We start from the raw sequence: 17,590 nt of genomic DNA on the forward strand, positions 1-17,590 counted from the left end.
ACTGGAAAAACCCCCTGAATGGATCGCGTACAAGGCATATCCCTCTTTATTCGAGTAGTGGAAACGGGCTCATTTAGCAAAGCTGCTGAAGACCTTGGCATTACTCAGCCTACTGCCACCAAATTTGTTGCCTCGATGGAGAAGCGTCTGGGGGCATTATTGCTGCATCGCAGCACGCGCGGAGTGACCCCTACCGAAATCGGGAAGGTTTATTACGAAAAGTGCAAGCTGATTGCCCGTGAGATTGAAGAGGCTGATGACATTGCCTCATTGATGCAATCAAAAGTGCGTGGGAAGTTAACGATAAGCTCCTCTGTTGCTTTTGGGCGTCGGGTGCTAACGCCTTCGATTCTCGAATTTATGTCTCAACATCCAGAACTAGAAGTTAATCTCAATATGGATGATCGATATATCAATCTAGTAGAACAAGGCGTTGATTTGGCAATCCGTATGAGGCGACTGCCTGACTCTTCTCTGGGTTCTAGATTTTTGGGGACTAATCCCTGGGTCTTGGTAGCTACCCCACAATATCTGAACGATCATTCCGTACCCCAGGCACCGGAAGATATTCAGCGACACCGGGCACTCATCTATTCCACCGTTCAGGCTGACCATCGCTGGAATTTCACCGGTAAATCAGGCCAGTCGGAATCTATTGAGGTGAAAGGGCCATTCACATCCAACAACCTCTCGTCGATCTTATCTGCCGCAAGAGCCGGCATGGGCTTAGCTGCCCTGCCCTCTTACGTTGCTCATCAGTCCATCAAAGATGGGATATTGAAACCTATCCTTGAAGATTGGTCCTTACCAAGCCAAGAAATTCATGCAGTGTTCTCATCCCCCAAGCATGTGCCGACTAAAGTGAGTCGATGCATTGATTGGCTTCAAGGCCAATTTAAAGGAGAGTGGTGGAAAGGATTGCCCGCAGCAAAGTCTGAATAAAAAAAATCCCGTCATGAAGACGGGAAAACACAACATAGAACTGCAGGACTTCTTTGGAACTAGTGCTCGAGAGCAAGTTCGGGTAGTGCTAATCTACCTTGTGAGGTTTGAACCTTAGTATTTAACAGCTTCGTTAAGGCAAATACTGTACTTAAACAAGGCATTGGTGTCTTGGTGATGTGTCCAAGCTCAATCACCGAGCCAAGCAAGGCATCAATTTCTAAGCTATTGCCAGCCTCAAGATCCTGAAGCATCGATGTTTTATGCTTGCCGACCTTTTCCGCTCCAGAAATTCTTCTCTCGATATCTACTCGAAATACAACACCCAACTTTTCGGCAATAGTTTGCGCCTCTTGCATCATGCAGCGCGCTAAATCCTTAGTCAGAGGATTTTTGCAAATTCCCTCAAGATGCTCATGGGTGAGTGCGCTAATCGGATTAAAAGTCATATTGCCCCAAAGCTTGAGCCAAATTTCTGAGCGAATGTCTTCTAAGATCGGGGACTTAAAGCCAGCATCGGCCATCACCTGAGAAATTTTTTGAATACGTTCAGACTGAGAACCATCAAGCTCACCCAATGGGAAACGATTGCCCTCAACATGACGAATAACGCCTGGAGATTCAGCATAAGTAGCTGGGTACACAACGCAACCGATCACATTGCGTGGATTAATTTTTTTCATAATCTGTCCACCAGCATCTACCGTCTCTACTGGCAAGTCTTCAAATTGGCCCGGCAGCTTTTGGAAATACCACCAAGGAATACCGTTCTGCATCGGGATAACAACCGTCTCAGGACCAACGATGCTGGCTAAGTCATCGACGATAGGCTCGATTTGATGTGCTTTAACGGCCAAGATGACAACGTCTGGTGTGCCAGCATCACGAATTTTCTCTACTGCAGTGACACGAGCAACAATCGGACGGGGCTCATCTTCCATGAAAAGGGTTATGCCATTTTTATGGATAGCCTCTAAGGTTTTACCTCTAGCCACAACGGTTACTTGATTTCCTGCTCTAGCTAACCTAGCGGCTAAATAGCCACCAATTGCTCCACCACCCCCAATGACGCAGATTTTCATACAGCCCCCTCAGAAATAAAAAATTAGATTAGGGGCATCTTCCGCAAAGTCTTCAGTGTTGTGAATACCAGGGATGCAATATGACATATTCCTATGGGGAATATGTGCGCTTTTACTAGCTAGGAATCACTCCACAACTTTCCTGCAGTTGCCCAGTCGGACTTTTTGACGTCCTGATAGATCACATCAACTGATGCTGCAGTGCAACCCATAATGTTTACCGCAGCCTCTGTAATGGCCTTGGCATATTCGCGCTTAACGTCATCGCTGCGACCCTCAAATAATTGCACCTGAATTAATGGCATTGTTTTCTCCTCTTAGCTGGCTAACAAAATTCTTTGATACGCAGGCCATTCAAGCTGACCCTCTTCATCACCATCACTGCAAAGCTGTTTATAAGTTAATTCGCAAATCTTTTGAGATGGGTGGACCAAATCTGTACTAGATCCTGATAAAACTTGGATCCTACAGGCTTTATCTAAAACATCCATCAGATAAAAGGCTTGTTGAACAGACGTTCCACACACAATGCTGCCATGATTATGCAAAATGATTGCTTTTTTATTACCTAAACTTTTCACTAAATGCGCTTGCTCATCAGAAGATAGTGCCAGGCCTTGATAGTGGTGATAAGCCATATCTTCATAGAAACGCAATGCATGCTGTGAAATTGGCAAAAGACCTTGTGTTTGGGCTGATATAGCGATTACTGAATCTACATGCAGATGCAATACACACTTCGCATTATGGCGTGCAGCATGGACTGCGCCATGAATTGCAAATCCCGTCTGATTTACAGGCCCCTCTCCTGCCAAGATCTGGCACTGAAGGTTTACCTTCACTAAATTTTGCGGAGTGACTTCATTAAATCGCAAGCCAAATCGATTCAGCAGATAGGCGCCATCTTCGCCTGGGACTGAAGCTGAAATATGCGTGTAAATACCATCATCCCAATTTTTTAAATACGCCAATTGATAAGCAGTGGCTAAATCAATTCGGACCCGCTTCTCTTGATCGGAAATTGGACCTAAGCTAGCCCAGTGTTCTGAATTGAGATGGAATGTTTGCTTTAGTAGGTTCATATCAAATGCGATCTACTTCAATAAATCGAGCATTGTTGCTTCGTCAATCACCGGCACACCTAACTCTTCAGCTTTGGTTAGTTTGCTACCAGCATCTGAGCCTGCCACAACATAGTCGGTTTTCTTAGAAACTGATCCAGCCACCTTAGCGCCTGCTTTTTCTAAGAGATCTTTGGCCTCATCTCTTGTCATCGTTGGAAATGTACCAGTTAATACAAAGGTCTTGCCTGCTACCGCTGCACTAATCACCTTTTCCTCTACTGCGAGTTGCATGCCTGATGCTAGAAGCTGCTCAATCACCTCGCGGTTATGAGCCTCTTGCATAAAGCTCGTAATGGAATCTGCCACGACTGGCCCAACATCTTTCACGGTGAGCAAATCCTCCATACCTGCGTCCATTAATGCATGCATAGATTGGTAATGATTGGCCAAATCCTTTGCGGTGGTCTCGCCAACATGACGAATACCCAAGGCAAAGATAAATCTAGCCAGAGTCGTGTTTCTGGATTGGTTGATTGCCTGAATCAGATTATCAGCAGACTTATCACCCATGCGCTCAAGATTGGCTAGAGCCGTAAATCCTAATTTGTACAGGTCTGCAGGAGTTCTCACCAGATGTTGATCAACCAATTGATCAACAATCTTTTCTCCTAGGCCTTCGATATCGAGCGCTCTTCTATGGGCAAAGTGAATTAATGCCTGCTTACGCTGCGCTCCACAAAATAGTCCGCCACTACAACGTGCTACTGCCTCATCTGCCAAGCGCTCTATATGAGAATCACATACTGGGCAGTTCGTTGGCATTACAAATTCTGTTGTATTGGCAGGTCTACGATCTTTGATCACCGAAACTACCTCTGGGATTACATCACCAGCTCTTCGCACAGAAACGGTATCGCCAATACGTACATCCTTACGCTTAACTTCATCCTCGTTATGAAGAGTGGCATTGGTAACGGTGACGCCACCCACCTCTACTGGCGCCAGTCTAGCTACCGGAGTAATTGCCCCTGTACGGCCTACTTGAACATCGATACCCAAAACAGTGGTGAGTGCTTCTTGTGCTGGGTACTTATGGGCCAATGCAAATCGTGGAGCCCGAGATACAAAACCTAATTTAGCTTGTTCTGCAAATGAATTCACTTTGTAAACGACGCCATCGATATCGTATGGAAGAGAATCCCTCTTTGCACCAATCTCATTGTAGAAATTGAGAATCTTTTGCACGGAGTTCAGCACCCTGCGCTCTGCACAAACTGGTAATCCTAGTTCTACATAGGTATTAAGCAATTCTTCATGAGTTTTGGGTAGCCAAGATTGTGGCTCGAGAGCACCTAAGCCATAAGCAAAGAAAGAGAGTGGTCTTTTAGCGGTAATTTTGGAATCTAATTGGCGCAAGCTACCAGCTGCAGCATTACGAGGATTGGCAAACTCTTTTTCTCCCAGCTCTGCTGCCTGTCTATTCATTTTCTCGAAGTCTTTTAGATACATAAAGACTTCACCACGCACTTCCAATAGTCTCGGGATGCTCTTACCAGTCAATTTCAAGGGAATAGCACGAATGGTTTTAATGTTGGCGGTAACATCTTCGCCGCTAGCACCATCACCTCGGGTTGCCGCTGTGACTAGGGAACCATTTTCGTAGCGCAGCGAGATGGCCAAGCCATCAAACTTCAACTCACCGGCATAAACAACGTGCTCTAGATGCAAGCCTTCACGACAGCGCCGATCAAACGCCACCAATTCTGACTCTTCAAAAGCATTATTGAGAGAGAGCATCGGCACTTCATGTGTTACCGAATCAAACTCTTTTAAAGCGGTACCACCCACTCTTTGAGATAAAGACTCTGAAGTAATCCATTCTGGATGTGCCGCCTCAATCTCTAATAACTCACGATAAAGGAGGTCATACTCAATATCAGGTAGAAGAGGATTATCAAGCACGTAGTAAGCATGCTCTAAGCGTGCGAGCTCTGCCTGCAAGAATGCGTAACGCTCCGCTAAGTTTGTCGGACTGTTGGACGACAAGGCAATTTCCTAGCTAAATAGTCTGCTAGCTGCAGAAGATCCAGCAGCAATGCCGGATTTCTCAAGATTGGCGTAAAGGACATCGAGATGCTGACGAATACTCACCACCGCAGCTTCACTCAGATTAATCCCATTGTCATCTACTAAGCGGCCATGAGATGCCTGAGAAATCTCAACACCTTCGCTCAGCATTCGTTCGAATGCTCGCTGCTCTTGGGAGACCAATGGAACCTCAAGTAATAAAGTCAGTTGCGATACTGGCGAATTAGGATCTAAATCAGCGCTATTAAAAATGAGGGTCCCATTGCTATAGAACTCATATTGTCTGCCGTTGCGAGCCAACTTGAAACCACGTTGACGCATCAGAGCATCAAAATTACCCCACGGGCATGGCTCATCAAATAAAACATTAATACTTAATTGGATATCGCTATCAGCCGCCATCACATCCAATTCTTTAGCACTTTCTAGCATCGTGCTCACGCTAGGCATATCAATCTGAGAGCCCAAAGTTTCAGCAAGTGCTTGTGCACGTGAACAGAAATCCGATAACTCCAGTACTCCAATTGCCCCACGACGACTTGCCAATTGAATTGCTAACTGCAGCTCGGCATAAGAAGAATCAGGCTTGAGCTCTTCCCAGCTCTCAGCAGCATCTTGGTCTGCATTTAATCCCTCACAAATACATCGTACATTGGCTTGTACCTGCGAATCAGTCAAATCATTCAGCTCTTCCAAGATCTCTGAACCAGCAATGGCCTCGTCAAATCGAAGAGTAATGACGCAATCAATACGAGGGTCAATAGTAAATTTCTCTGGGGTAGAGCTTACTACTAAGGCGGTCCCGAAGCTTGGCTCAGTTCGCTCTGCATCTGAATCTGCAAAACCAGGTTCACGACGAGTACGCTCATCGGAAAATTCAGCTTGCTCATTTGCTTTTCGGCGAGCGCGGGCGTATTTTAAATTCAGAATGGCTACTGATATCACAATCAATAGTCCAATTGCGGCCAAAGCGAATTGCAAATCAGACAAACCTAATGTTGTCATGATTTGTTCTACGTACACTTAGGCAGCCTCCACCATCGATACAGCAGATGCAATATCTACCGCCACAATTCTGGATACACCCTGCTCTTGCATGGTGACACCAATCAGTTGATGAGCAATTTCCATAGTGATCTTGTTATGAGAGATAAACAAAAACTGTGTCTTATCTGACATTTTGGCAACTAGCTGTGAATAGCGCAAGGTATTTGCGTCATCCAATGGTGCATCCACCTCATCTAGCAAGCAGAATGGTGCAGGATTCAAAAGGAAGAGTGAGAAAACCAAAGCAATTGCAGTCAAGGCTTTCTCACCACCAGACAGTAGGTAAATAGAGCTATTCTTTTTACCTGGAGGCTGCGCCATTACCTGAACACCGGCATCCAAAATCTCTTCGCCAGTCATGACCAGTTCAGCGTGTCCACCACCAAATAATTCTGGGAAGAGTTTGCCGAAGTGACCGTTGACCTGGTCAAAAGTCCCCTGTAATAAATCCCGTGTCTCAGCATCAATCTTGGCAATCGCATCTGTCAAGGTTTGCATTGCTTCATTCAAGTCAGCAGATTGTGCATCCAAGAACTGCTTACGCTCTCTTGAACTGGCTAACTCATCAAGGGCCGCCATATTCACTGGACCTAAAGATTGGATTTCAGTATTCAAGCGATTCACTTCGGTTTGAAGCGCGCCTACTTTTAAGTCTGGGCTGAAATTGGCCTCGAGCGCACTGAGATCAGCCTCTGCATCTGATAACAAAGTTGCAAATTGCTCAAAGTTCAAGCGGGCAGCTTGTTCACGCAATTGCAAATCAACAACCTTATCGCGCATTGGCTGCAAGCCACGCTCAATTTGCATACGAGCCTCATCAGCCTCACGCAATTGATGCAATAAAGCATCTTGTTCTGTACGAGCATTCGCTAGAGCAGCCTCACGTGCACTTCGAGCTAGCAACAAGCCTTGTAATTTATCTTGCGCTTCTTCATCACTCAAAGTGGCTAATTCTTGGGTAGCCAAGTCATGCTTATCCTGAATCTCCATGATCTGAGTACGCGCTGTACTTTGATCACGTTGCAAATCAGCAATGCGTTGCTGTAATGAGCGAGTTGCAAATGCTGCTTCTTGTGCAGCCATCTCGGCAGCACGAAGAGATTCACGTAAACGATCACGCTCTTGCGTAGAGAGCTCTAATTTATCTTGGGCCGCCTGAAGAGACTCTTGAAGCTCCTGCTTTGATTGCTCTGCTTGAGTCAACTCTGCAGCAGACTGCTCTTGATTTGCGCTGAGCTGCGTCATTTGTTGATTTAGCTCTGATAACTCACTCTGAATTTGAGCAGCGCGTTGACTATATTGCTCTTCAGCCTGGGTAAGCTGCATTCTCTCTACTTCAAAACCATGCGCTTCTTGAACAGCATGTTCAGCATGAATACGAGCTTGCTCTGCTGCCTGGTGCGCAGCTTGATAATTTGCAGAACATTGATCTAGTTCGCCTTGCAACTCGCTTTGCATGAGTTTTTGTGCGCGCAATTGCTTTTCAAGACTCTCCATCTCCTGGGCACGAGCCAACATACCGGCTTGCTCAGAGTCTGCAGCATAGAGTTGAACGCTAACGCGACTAACTAGGTGACCCTGTTGGGTTACAAAAGCACCTCCCGCTGGCAATTTCTCGCGACGATGCAAAGCATCTTCTAAGCTGCTAGAAATATAAATATTGTCCAACCACTCTTGCAACACAGAGGTGAGACGTGCTGCACCAGCACTTTGAACACGAGTAAGGAGTGGCGTGAAATCTGCCGGCACTACTGTATGTGCAGGAGTAATTTCTTCTGTCAGCAAAATTGCCAAGCGACTTGGTGGAGCATCATTAGCTAAAGCCAATGTCTCTTGAACGCTCTTTGCTGTCACCGCAGCTAAACGCTCGCGCAACACAGATTCCAAAGCAGCTTCCCAGCCGCTCTCAACTTTGAGCTCTTGCCAGAGACGCTTGCTCTCTTTGAGTCCTTTGCTCTCCAGCCATGGGCCAATCTTGCCTTGGGCTTGAACGCTCGCTTGCAAGGTTGTTAATGCGGTGAGCTTCGCTTCAGTTTGGGCGAGGTCTTGGTTCGCAGCTTGAATCTTTTGTTGAGCGGCGTTTCGTGCCTCATCAGTAGCCGGAACACGTTGCTGTGTATCGGCTGCACGCTGCTTAGCTTCATCTACTTTGCGCTGAGCCATAGCCTGGCGATCAATCGCCATTTGTAAAGCCTGTGCATCCGGCCTACGCATGCCATCTAATTCACTGGTAAGACGAGTCTCGCGCCCCTTTAATTCATCTGATTGCGCAGACATCGCACGAATACGCTCACCCAAACTTGCTAAACGCTGTTCAATCGATGCCAAGCTATCACGTGCATGATTTAATTCACGAGCAGATACTTGGTAAGCCTCTTCACGGCTTGGCATTTGCTCTTGTAAGCTATTGAGGTTAGCCAACAAGGTTTGCTCTTTGTCTGCCGCTTCGCCAAGTTCATGTTCGGTAGTGCGTTGAGCTTGCGCAGCATCAGTCTCTTGAACAGTCCAGCGTTGTAACTGAGCTTGCAAGTCTTGAGTTTGCTGTTGCAAACGTTGACGTGCTTCTTGCACATAATGAATCTGTGATTCAACCTGACTCACATCAGAGTTGGTTTGATACAAATCTCCCTGCGCTTGAGAAACTTTATCTTGTAAAGAATATTGCTGGGTACGCATAGTTTCTAATTCAGCCTCGGCATGACGCAGCTTTGCTGTCTGCTCTTCCAAGCTTACCTGGGTATCACGGATACCATTGGCATGGCGCTCTTGCTCTTTACCAGCCTCGGTCTGACGCACAAACCAAAGTAACTGTTGCTGTGATTTCATTTGCGTAGAGAGCTCAGCATGGCGCTCAGCAACCGTAGCTTGTTTCTCTAAGCGAGTTAACTGCTGATCAAGCTCACGCAAGATATCTTCAACACGTGTTAAGTTTTCTACAGTGTCTTCCAAACGAGATGCAGTTTCTTTGCGACGCTCTTTATATTTAGAAACACCAGCTGCCTCTTCCAAGAAAACCCGCAATTCTTCTGGCTTTGCTTCTAAGATGCGATTGATAGTGCCCTGTCCAATAATGGCGTAACCTCTTGGACCCATACCTGTTCCCAAGAAAATATCTTGGATATCTTTACGACGCACTACTTGATTGTTGACGTAATAACTTGAGTTACCGTCACGAGTCAAAACACGTTTAATACCTAATTCTGTAAAAGCACTCCATTGGCCTTGAGCACGTCCTTCAGAATTATCAAAAATGAGTTCTACGCTGGCACGACCAGATGGCTTACGCAAACCAGAGCCGTTAAAAATCACGTCCTGCATCGATTCGCCACGTAACTCGCTGGCGCGGGATTCACCCAAAACCCAGCGGACGGCGTCAATAATGTTCGACTTTCCGCAACCGTTAGGACCTACAACGCCAATTAATTGGCCAGGCATTTCAAAATGGGTTGGGTCAACGAAAGACTTAAAGCCGGAAAGTTTGATGGATTTCAGTTGCACGGCGTACTTTGTAGGGAAAAAAGAGGTTTAAATAGGGGATAAATAATTAAAGCTAAAGTGGGAAGATGATAGCAAGCTTGGGGCTCCTTAGACGTGTTTTCTCCCCATCGATATAATGATAAATCTACCTCCAGGGACAAAATCCCTTAACAATCTGATAGTTAACTAAAAAGCATGAGCCAATCACCACAAAGCATCATTGAAGAAGCCTGGGAAAACCGCGCAAACCTTTCTCCAGATAGCGCCCCTGGCAACGTCCGCGGCGCTGTTAATGCCGTCTTAGAGGGCCTCAATAACGGCACTATTCGCGTTGCTGAACGCCAAAGCGTTGGTAAATGGGAGGTAAATCAGTGGGTTAAGAAGGCTGTTTTGCTTTCCTTCCGACTTGAGGACAACATTCCTATGGGCGCTGGTGGCTATACCCAGTTCTACGACAAGGTGCCTAGCAAATTCCAGAACTACACTGCGGCTGATTTTGCTGCTGGTGGCTTCCGCGTAGTTCCCCCAGCCATGGCTCGTCGCGGCTCATTTATTGGTAAAAATGCGGTTTTAATGCCCTCTTACGTCAATATTGGTGCCTATGTTGGCGAAGGCACCATGGTTGACACCTGGGCAACAGTCGGTTCTTGCGCCCAAATCGGTAAAAACGTTCACCTTTCCGGTGGCGTAGGTATTGGTGGTGTTTTAGAACCCATCCAGGCTGGCCCAGTCATCATTGAAGATAACTGCTTCATTGGAGCGCGCTCCGAAGTGGTTGAAGGCGTGGTCATTGAAGAAAATGCTGTGCTCTCGATGGGCGTATATATCGGTCAAAGCACCAAGATTTATGACCGCGAGACTGGCGAAGTCCATTACGGACGAGTTCCAGCAGGCTCTGTAGTCGTACCTGGCTCACTGCCCTCTGCGTGCGGTAAATACAGTTTGTATGCTGCGGTTATCGTCAAGAAAGTGGATGCTCAAACTAGAGCAAAGACTGCCATTAACGAATTACTTCGCGACTAAATTTCGATGAGCGCCACCCTTGAGCTCACAGAAGCTCTCATTGCTTGCCATTCCGTTACCCCGGCTGATGGTGGTTGCCAAGAATTAATCGCGACACGCTTACAAGCTCTCGGCTTTCATACCGAGAGTGTTGTGAGTGGCCCTGATAACTTTCAAGTAACTAACTTGTGGGCAATTAAAAAAGGGAAAGCTGGTGACGAAGGCAAAGTACTAATGTTTGCCGGACATACAGATGTTGTGCCAACTGGGCCATTGGAAAAGTGGACCAGCAACCCATTCACCCCAACCATACGCGACGGCATGCTTTATGGTCGTGGTGCAGCGGATATGAAGACCTCCCTCGCTGGATTTGTTGTCGCTACTGAAGAGTTTATTGCTGCCCATCCCGATCACCAAGGCTCCATTGCTTTTCTCATTACTAGCGATGAAGAAGGTCCCGCGAATGACGGCACCGTCATCATGTGTGAACGCTTGCAAAAGCATGGTCAACGTCTAGACTATTGTGTGATTGGTGAACCCACCTCGGTAGACCAACTCGGCGACATGATTAAGAATGGACGCCGTGGCTCCTTGTCAGGCAAGCTCAAAATGAAAGGTATCCAGGCGCACATCGCCTACCCTCATTTAGGCAAAAATCCGATTCATCTTTCTGCACCTGCAATTTCTGCGCTAGTAGAAACTGAATGGGACAAAGGGAATCAATATTTTCAACCGACCAGCTTTCAGATCTCCAATATTCATGCGGGCACCGGCGCAAATAACGTCATCCCTGGCGAGTTAACCATTGATTTCAACTTCCGCTTCTCAACCGAGAGCAAACCAGAGCAATTGCGTGAGCGTCTTGAAAAGATTCTCAAAGATGCTGGGCTTGATTTTGAAATTGACTGGGTATTAGGCGGCAGTCCATTCATTACAGGTGATGGCGCTTTAGCGGTAGCACTGCGCACAGCGATTAAAGCTGAAACTCAGATTGATACAGAGCTATCTACTACTGGCGGCACCAGCGATGGTCGTTTTATTGCCAAGATATGCAAAGAAGTGGTGGAGTTTGGCCCCCTAAATGCCACTAGCCACAAGATTGATGAGTGCGTCATCATTGATGATGTAGAGCCGCTTAAAAATATTTATCGCAAAACGCTTGAGCAACTCATTGCTTAATTGCGAATAGATTCTTTTCTAATACAACTAATCCATCATGGACCCTGAGCCTCAGCAATCCCTAACAGTCAATCAGTGCATCGATCAAATTGCACAAAAACTAGAAGCTGCCAATTTACATTATGGACATGGCGCGATTGATTCACAGAGTGAAGCCTTGTGGCTTGTCAGCAAACAGATCGATTTAAGCCCAAGTGATGCACTAGATCATTTAGAAGATCCCATTACACAAGAGCAGCAGCAAAAAGCATTCGCTGTCGCTAATGCAAGAATCTCCACACGCAAACCACTCGCCTATATTTTGGGTGAAGCATGGCTTATGGGCGTACCTTTTTTCTGTAGTGAGCAAAGTATTGTTCCCCGTTCATGGATTGCAGAACTGATTGTCGATGGCTCTCTAGAGCCTTGGCTACCAGCAGATGGTAAAGCGCTTGATTTATGCGCCGGCAATGGCTCACTAGCAGTGCTACTCGCGCTCTCTTGCCCTGATATTCATGTGAGCGCTTGCGACATCAGTATGCCTGCCTTATCTGTTGCCGCTCGGAATGTGGATCGGCATGGCTTGAGCTCTCAAGTAGAGTTATTTGATGGCGACTTATGGAATGCACTACCTGAGCCTAATGAAGACAATCTTTTTGACTTGATCATTTGCAATCCACCATATGTCAACGCGAACTCAATGAATGCACTTCCCATTGAATATCATGCTGAGCCAGCTCTAGCATTAGCCGGTGGAGATGATGGGATGGACTTAATCAGAAGAATTATTGCGCATGCGCCTGATTACTTATCTGAGCGCGGCGCCATTCTGATTGAGATTGGCAATGAATATGAAAACTTCAAAAAAGCCTTCCCGCAAATTCCAGTCATTTGGATGGAAGTATCTGCTGGTGAAGAGCAAGTCTTATTAATTCAGGCAGAAGACCTGCGCTAACCAGTCATCAACTTAATTCTGTTGCTGCTGCAATTGCCTGATCAATTCGCTCGACTGGAATGACTTTCAATCCAGGAATCTTCGTCTTAGGCATATTGGCCTTCGGAATAATGGCGACTGTGAAGCCCAACTTAGCAGCCTCTTTCAATCGTTCTTGACCGCGCGGGCATGGACGAATCTCCCCAGCCAAGCCAACCTCACCAAACACGATCAGCTCTTTAGGTAAAGCGCGATTTCGAATCGACGACTGGATTGCTAACAGCACCGCTAAGTCAGCCGCAGGTTCTGAGATTTTGACCCCACCGACCGCATTTAAGAACACATCTTGATCAAAGCAAGCAATACCAGCATGACGATGCAATACCGCTAAGAGCATTGCCAAGCGAGCTTGCTCTAAACCAACGGCCAAACGCCTAGGATTAGGAACATGTGCGGTATCTACTAGCGCCTGAATTTCTACCAATAATGGCCGACTACCCTCTTGGGTCACCAATACACACGCGCCCGGAACCATCTGCTCATGCTGCGATAGGAAAATGGCGGAAGGGTTCGTAACACCGCGCAGACCTTTTTCAGTCATCGCAAATACGCCCAGCTCATTCACAGCACCAAAACGATTTTTAATTGAGCGCACTAGGCGGAATGAAGAATGTGTATCACCCTCAAAGTACAAAACGGTATCGACAATGTGCTCAAGCACACGGGGACCGGCTAAGTGGCCATCCTTAGTAACGTGACCCACCATCAAGACACAAATACCGCTTGATTTAGCGGCCCTGGTTAATTGCGCAGCACACTCCCGAACCTGCGCCACAGATCCTGGTGCAGAACTCAATACCTCAGAGTACAAAGTTTGAATCGAGTCCACTACCAATACTTGTGGCTTAACGGTATCCATAATCGAAATCAGTTTCTCCAACTGAATTTCTGCTAAGACCTCCAATTGGGGAGCATCTAATACAATACGTTTTGCACGTAAGGCAATTTGCGCTGCCGACTCTTCGCCACTGCTATAGAGTACATTCATGCCAGCAGCACTCATCTCGGCTAGAGCTTGTAAAAGTAATGTGGATTTACCAATACCGGGATCGCCGCCTAAAAGCACTACGCCGCCTGGAACCAAGCCACCACCCAAGACACGGTCAAACTCTTCTACGCCTGTGCTAAATCTTGGCAGGTCTTCTGCAGCAATTGCAGAAAGTTTTTGCCGCGGCAAGGATTGTGCCAAACCCTGAAAACGAGAGTTCGAGGTTGTCTCTGGCAAGCCCTCCTCCATCGTGTTCCATGCCTGACAAGATGGACATTGCCCTTGCCACTTTGCAGAGGTACCGCCACAAGATTGGCAGATGTAAACCGTTTTGACTTTAGCCAAGGGTTGCCTAGTAATGAAGTTAAATGAATATAGAGTGAATCATTAATCGAGCTGCGTACCCGCTTTATTTTCTTGTGCGCGCTTAGGCGCATCCTTGCGGCGCTGCTCTAGATCAGCCGCTCTTGCAGCAGCGGCTTTTTGCTTTTCTTCAAATTCACGCTGATTATCTACACGCTCAGCAGCCTTCACTGGCGAAGCACGGTCAGCAGCGCGTTTGATATCTTCTTGATCTTTTAAGCTCTTACGTAATTTACGTTGCTCATCATGCAATGCGATCTCTTGCTCGGTAATTGGGTCTATTTCTTTACGATATTGGGTTCTAGCACTGCCAATACAGTAGTTGACCCAATACTTTTGATGGCATTCAGCTTGAGCCTTACCCCAACGATACTTTGCCCACTCACGCTGCAGTTCAAGCTCTTGCTCAATCTTATTTAATTGTTCGAGTCTAGCCTCTTCAGCGGGAGTCGCCAAGACAGAACTAGCAATAGAATAAGCTAGCAAAAAAATTCCGAGGAATAATTTTGAGCGCATAAGAAAAGCTCTCAAATTTCCACCTTTGCGCCTAATTCCACAATTCGATTGGCAGGTATCTTGAAAAAGTCAGACTGACGTCCAGCATTTTGATACATCCAGCAGAACAAACGCTCACGCCAGAGTGCCATGCCAGGTATAGCTGAAGGAATAATGGTATCGCGCGACAAGAAGAATGAAGTGTTCATCATGTCAAACTTCATATTGAAGTTAGTCTCAATCAAGTTAATGATTGTTGCCATATCAGGAGTCTCTTTGAATCCATAGATAGCTCTAACAACAAAGATATTGCCGCCCAAATCCTTGAGGGTAATACGATCCTGATCATTAACATAAGGCACATCCCAAATACTCACCTTTAAGAAAAAGACTCTTTCATGAAGCACGTGGTTATGCTTCAGGTTATGTAAAAAAGATACCGGCAAATAATCTACGTGTGCAGTCAAAAATATAGCCGTACCCTCAACTCGATGAGGCGGGTGCGCAAGCAAGGCACCGATAAAGCTACTCAATTCAATGCCGTCCTCCATTGCACGCTTGCGCAAAATTTGACGGCCGCGGTACCAGGTAATTAAACAAGTAAAGCAAAGTAAGCCGAGAGCTAATGGGTACCAGCCACCGTCTTTAATCTTAATCAGATTCGCTGTCCAAAAAGCAACATCGACGAGGAAAAAGGCAGCCGTAATCAATGCCACTAATACAACATTCATCTTCCACTCGCGGAACATTACTACCGCTAGCAAAATAGTGGTGATGAGCATTGTTGATGTTACGGAAATACCATACGCAGCTGCCAAGTTAACAGACTCTCGAAACTCAATAATGGTGACAACTACCATAAACAATAAAGCCCAATTCACAATCGGAATATAAATTTGGCCCTGCTCAGAATCTGAGGTGTGTAAAATATTCATGCGCGGCATAAAGCCCAACAAAATTGCTTGGCTTACCAATGAATATGCTCCAGAAATGACGGCCTGAGATGCAATCACGGTGGCAGCAGTCGCTAAGCCTACCGTTGGCCACAAGGCCCATTCTGGGACCATTAAATAAAAGGGGTTCTTAATTGCCTCGGGATCTGAGAGCACCAAAGCTCCCTGACCAAGATAGTTAATCAGAAGACTTGGTAGAACAATAAACAGCCACGCATATCTCACTGGAGCGGGCCCGAAATGCCCCATATCAAGATAGAGCGCTTCGACACCGGTCACCACAAGAACAACCGCACCCATCACAATGTAGGCAGTAGTTGGATGCAGTCTGATGAAATCGATTGCGTACAAAGGATTAAAGGCAGCAATAATCTCAGGGGCATCGCCAATATTCCAGATACCCAATGCAGCAAGTGTGAGGAACCAGGCAAGCGTAATGGGTCCAAATAATTTTCCGACTGCAGCAGTGCCATATTTCTGAATGAGAAATAAAGCCACCAAAATAATGAGTGAAATTGGAATAATGAATTTATGTAAACCTGGGGCGGCTATCTCAATACCCTCAACCGCTGACAGGACAGAAATAGCTGGGGTAATAACCGACTCGCCTAAGAGCATGCAAGCGCCTAGCATGCCCATGATCATAAAAAAGAAGTAGCTCTTTGATTTACTGTCAAAAGAACGTAAAGCTAAGGCCATCAAAGACAGAACACCGCCTTCACCTTTATTGTCTGCACGCATCACAAACAAAACATACTTCACGGTCACAACTAAAATAAGAGCCCAAATCATCATTGAGATGACGCCAAATAAAGCTTCTGGAGTATATGCAATGCCATGATTGGCATCGAAACATTCTTTTAAGGCATAAAGCGGGCTAGTTCCGATATCGCCGAAAACTACGCCAATCGCTGCGAGCATCATTACACCAAGACTTTTTTTATGCTCACCACCAGGACCACTAACTTCTACCGGATTCAGAAGCGTTGAACTGGAAAACTCTGGATTACTAATTGACATCTCATAACCTTAAGGTATGTTGCGTGGCAATATGTTACTCCTTATAGGGGGCTAATAAAGCAGGAACGAAACCCTCAAAAACCGTGTTTTTGTATTCCTTTTGAAGGAAAACCTCGACAGAGACCCCTAAAAAATGGTAGAATTTCAGCTTCAGACGCGGGGTGGAGCAGTCTGGCAGCTCGTCGGGCTCATAACCCGAAGGTCGTAGGTTCAAATCCTGCCCCCGCAACCAGTAATTCAGTACTAAGCCCTTAATTTTTAAGGGCTTTTTGCTTTTTAGTACTAACTAAACCCTGAGAACCTGCTTAATCAACTAGCTCTTTGGCCCGTCAACTGCTTGCAAGTAACCCTTGAGGTATTGAGCTGGCACAAATAAATTGCTGCTCACCCCAGTTTTTGAAGAAATAGTGACCTGAAATCCCTTATCCATTTGCTCCCGTAAAAAAGCATCGGTGACTTGAATGGACATCAGCTCTTTAAATACACAACCTTGCGCATCGCAGACGCCAGCTTCCCTGGATACAACCTTGAAAGTACTTGCAGGTTTATTCAGTAAGTTTGCTGATTCGTAATAACGCCAAGGAGCGAAGTAAGTCAGATGAACTAGGAGTTCGTATGTTTTGGCACCCTGAGTACTTTTCTCTCCTCTGAGACTAAACATCTCAAAAGTATTGGCATCATCCATCGTATTGATCGGTGGACCTTGATAAATTTTTGCCCCATTACTCGGATTAGAGCTAATGATGGTAGAACGATAAACATCGTTTATCTCCCAAGCACTAACCACTCTATCGTTACTTTTGCACGCTATTAAACCAAGGCTAATGATGAGTAAAATAATAATTCTGTACATATCTAAATCCCCTTAAGTTTGGAAATCATACTATCGACCAACTAAAGAGGGGTCTATTGTCGCC

The 17,590-nt window shown here is 46.1% G+C and carries 14 protein-coding genes and 1 tRNA gene; 5 read left to right on the forward strand and 10 right to left on the reverse strand.

The genetic code is table 11. The annotated features are described in order from the left end of the window. Positions 1 to 18 precede the first annotated feature (18 nt). Positions 19 to 942, forward strand: coding sequence for a LysR family transcriptional regulator (locus ICN17_RS00205; protein ID WP_216235539.1), 924 nt, complete (start codon positions 19 to 21; stop codon positions 940 to 942). A 59-nt stretch (positions 943 to 1,001) separates the two neighbouring features. Here ICN17_RS00205 and ICN17_RS00210 read toward each other — a convergent pair whose 3' ends face one another. From ICN17_RS00210 to smc, 6 genes are all read right to left on the reverse strand, one after another. Further along, positions 1,002 to 2,024 (reverse strand): 2-dehydropantoate 2-reductase, encoded by a 1,023-nt coding sequence (locus tag ICN17_RS00210; RefSeq protein ID WP_216235540.1) that lies wholly within the window; start codon positions 2,022 to 2,024, stop codon positions 1,002 to 1,004. Between the two features lie 119 nt (positions 2,025 to 2,143). After that, positions 2,144 to 2,329, reverse strand: a complete 186-nt coding sequence (locus ICN17_RS00215) for a 4-oxalocrotonate tautomerase (RefSeq protein WP_087909521.1) — start codon at positions 2,327 to 2,329, stop codon at positions 2,144 to 2,146. 12 nt (positions 2,330 to 2,341) lie between these two features. Then, a complete protein-coding gene (locus ICN17_RS00220) occupies positions 2,342 to 3,106 on the reverse strand; it encodes a class II aldolase/adducin family protein (RefSeq protein ID WP_216235543.1) in 765 nt (254 codons plus the stop codon). A 12-nt stretch (positions 3,107 to 3,118) separates the two neighbouring features. Beyond that, positions 3,119 to 5,134, reverse strand: coding sequence for an NAD-dependent DNA ligase LigA (gene ligA, locus ICN17_RS00225; RefSeq protein ID WP_216235545.1), 2,016 nt, complete (start codon positions 5,132 to 5,134; stop codon positions 3,119 to 3,121). 9 nt (positions 5,135 to 5,143) lie between these two features. Beyond that, the gene (locus tag ICN17_RS00230; protein WP_370625923.1) at positions 5,144 to 6,199 is read right to left on the reverse strand and encodes a cell division protein ZipA C-terminal FtsZ-binding domain-containing protein; all 1,056 of its coding nucleotides are present in this window, start codon (positions 6,197 to 6,199) and stop codon (positions 5,144 to 5,146) included. Then, entirely contained in the window at positions 6,200 to 9,721 is a 3,522-nt protein-coding gene (smc, locus tag ICN17_RS00235; protein WP_216235547.1) for a chromosome segregation protein SMC, read from the reverse strand. It lies immediately after the preceding gene. Positions 9,722 to 9,895: 174 nt separating this feature from the next. Here smc and dapD point away from each other — a divergent pair, with 174 nt between their 5' ends. The 3 genes from dapD to prmB are packed head-to-tail and all read left to right on the forward strand — an operon-like array spanning position 9,896 to position 12,815. Beyond that, positions 9,896 to 10,723, forward strand: coding sequence for a 2,3,4,5-tetrahydropyridine-2,6-dicarboxylate N-succinyltransferase (dapD, locus tag ICN17_RS00240; RefSeq protein ID WP_087910403.1), 828 nt, complete (start codon positions 9,896 to 9,898; stop codon positions 10,721 to 10,723). Between the two features lie 6 nt (positions 10,724 to 10,729). Beyond that, positions 10,730 to 11,881: a succinyl-diaminopimelate desuccinylase gene (gene dapE / locus ICN17_RS00245; RefSeq protein ID WP_216235550.1), complete on the forward strand. Its 1,152-nt coding sequence runs from the start codon at positions 10,730 to 10,732 to the stop codon at positions 11,879 to 11,881. 37 nt (positions 11,882 to 11,918) lie between these two features. Continuing rightward, on the forward strand, positions 11,919 to 12,815 hold the full coding sequence (prmB, locus tag ICN17_RS00250) for a 50S ribosomal protein L3 N(5)-glutamine methyltransferase (RefSeq protein WP_216235551.1): 897 nt from the start codon (positions 11,919 to 11,921) through the stop codon (positions 12,813 to 12,815). Between the two features lie 7 nt (positions 12,816 to 12,822). Here prmB and radA read toward each other — a convergent pair whose 3' ends face one another. Genes radA through ICN17_RS00265 form a run of 3 tightly spaced genes read right to left on the reverse strand, consistent with a single transcriptional unit; the run spans position 12,823 to position 16,574 of the window. Beyond that, positions 12,823 to 14,187 carry a DNA repair protein RadA gene (gene radA / locus ICN17_RS00255; protein ID WP_216235552.1) on the reverse strand — a complete coding sequence of 455 codons (1,365 nt, stop codon included), beginning with the start codon at positions 14,185 to 14,187 and terminating at the stop codon, positions 12,823 to 12,825. Positions 14,188 to 14,229: 42 nt separating this feature from the next. Beyond that, on the reverse strand, positions 14,230 to 14,721 hold the full coding sequence (locus ICN17_RS00260) for a hypothetical protein (RefSeq protein WP_216235553.1): 492 nt from the start codon (positions 14,719 to 14,721) through the stop codon (positions 14,230 to 14,232). An 11-nt stretch (positions 14,722 to 14,732) separates the two neighbouring features. Beyond that, entirely contained in the window at positions 14,733 to 16,574 is a 1,842-nt protein-coding gene (locus ICN17_RS00265) for a potassium transporter Kup (protein WP_255538311.1), read from the reverse strand. A 254-nt stretch (positions 16,575 to 16,828) separates the two neighbouring features. On the opposite strand from ICN17_RS00265, the gene ICN17_RS00270 reads away from it, so the two are divergent. Continuing rightward, positions 16,829 to 16,905 (forward strand) — tRNA-Met (locus ICN17_RS00270). A gap of 81 nt (positions 16,906 to 16,986) precedes the next feature. Here ICN17_RS00270 and ICN17_RS00275 read toward each other — a convergent pair. Further along, on the reverse strand, positions 16,987 to 17,526 hold the full coding sequence (locus tag ICN17_RS00275) for a hypothetical protein (protein ID WP_216235555.1): 540 nt from the start codon (positions 17,524 to 17,526) through the stop codon (positions 16,987 to 16,989). Positions 17,527 to 17,590: the final 64 nt, after the last annotated feature.

Source organism: Polynucleobacter sp. 73C-SIWE (assembly GCF_018882465.1).
Taxonomy (GTDB): Bacteria; Pseudomonadota; Gammaproteobacteria; order Burkholderiales; family Burkholderiaceae; genus Polynucleobacter.

Coding starts and splice junctions, on each gene's coding strand:
- ICN17_RS00210 (WP_216235540.1), bottom strand. CDS start 2,024: ATGAAAATCTGCGTCATTGGGGGTGGTGGAGCAATTGGTGGCTATTTA.
- ICN17_RS00215 (WP_087909521.1), bottom strand. CDS start 2,329: ATGCCATTAATTCAGGTGCAATTATTTGAGGGTCGCAGCGATGACGTT.
- ICN17_RS00205 (WP_216235539.1), top strand. CDS start 19: ATGGATCGCGTACAAGGCATATCCCTCTTTATTCGAGTAGTGGAAACG.
- dapD (WP_087910403.1), top strand. CDS start 9,896: ATGAGCCAATCACCACAAAGCATCATTGAAGAAGCCTGGGAAAACCGC.
- ICN17_RS00260 (WP_216235553.1), bottom strand. CDS start 14,721: ATGCGCTCAAAATTATTCCTCGGAATTTTTTTGCTAGCTTATTCTATT.
- prmB (WP_216235551.1), top strand. CDS start 11,919: ATGGACCCTGAGCCTCAGCAATCCCTAACAGTCAATCAGTGCATCGAT.
- ICN17_RS00275 (WP_216235555.1), bottom strand. CDS start 17,526: ATGTACAGAATTATTATTTTACTCATCATTAGCCTTGGTTTAATAGCG.
- dapE (WP_216235550.1), top strand. CDS start 10,730: ATGAGCGCCACCCTTGAGCTCACAGAAGCTCTCATTGCTTGCCATTCC.
- ICN17_RS00220 (WP_216235543.1), bottom strand. CDS start 3,106: ATGAACCTACTAAAGCAAACATTCCATCTCAATTCAGAACACTGGGCT.
- ICN17_RS00265 (WP_255538311.1), bottom strand. CDS start 16,574: ATGCTCGCAGCGATTGGCGTAGTTTTCGGCGATATCGGAACTAGCCCG.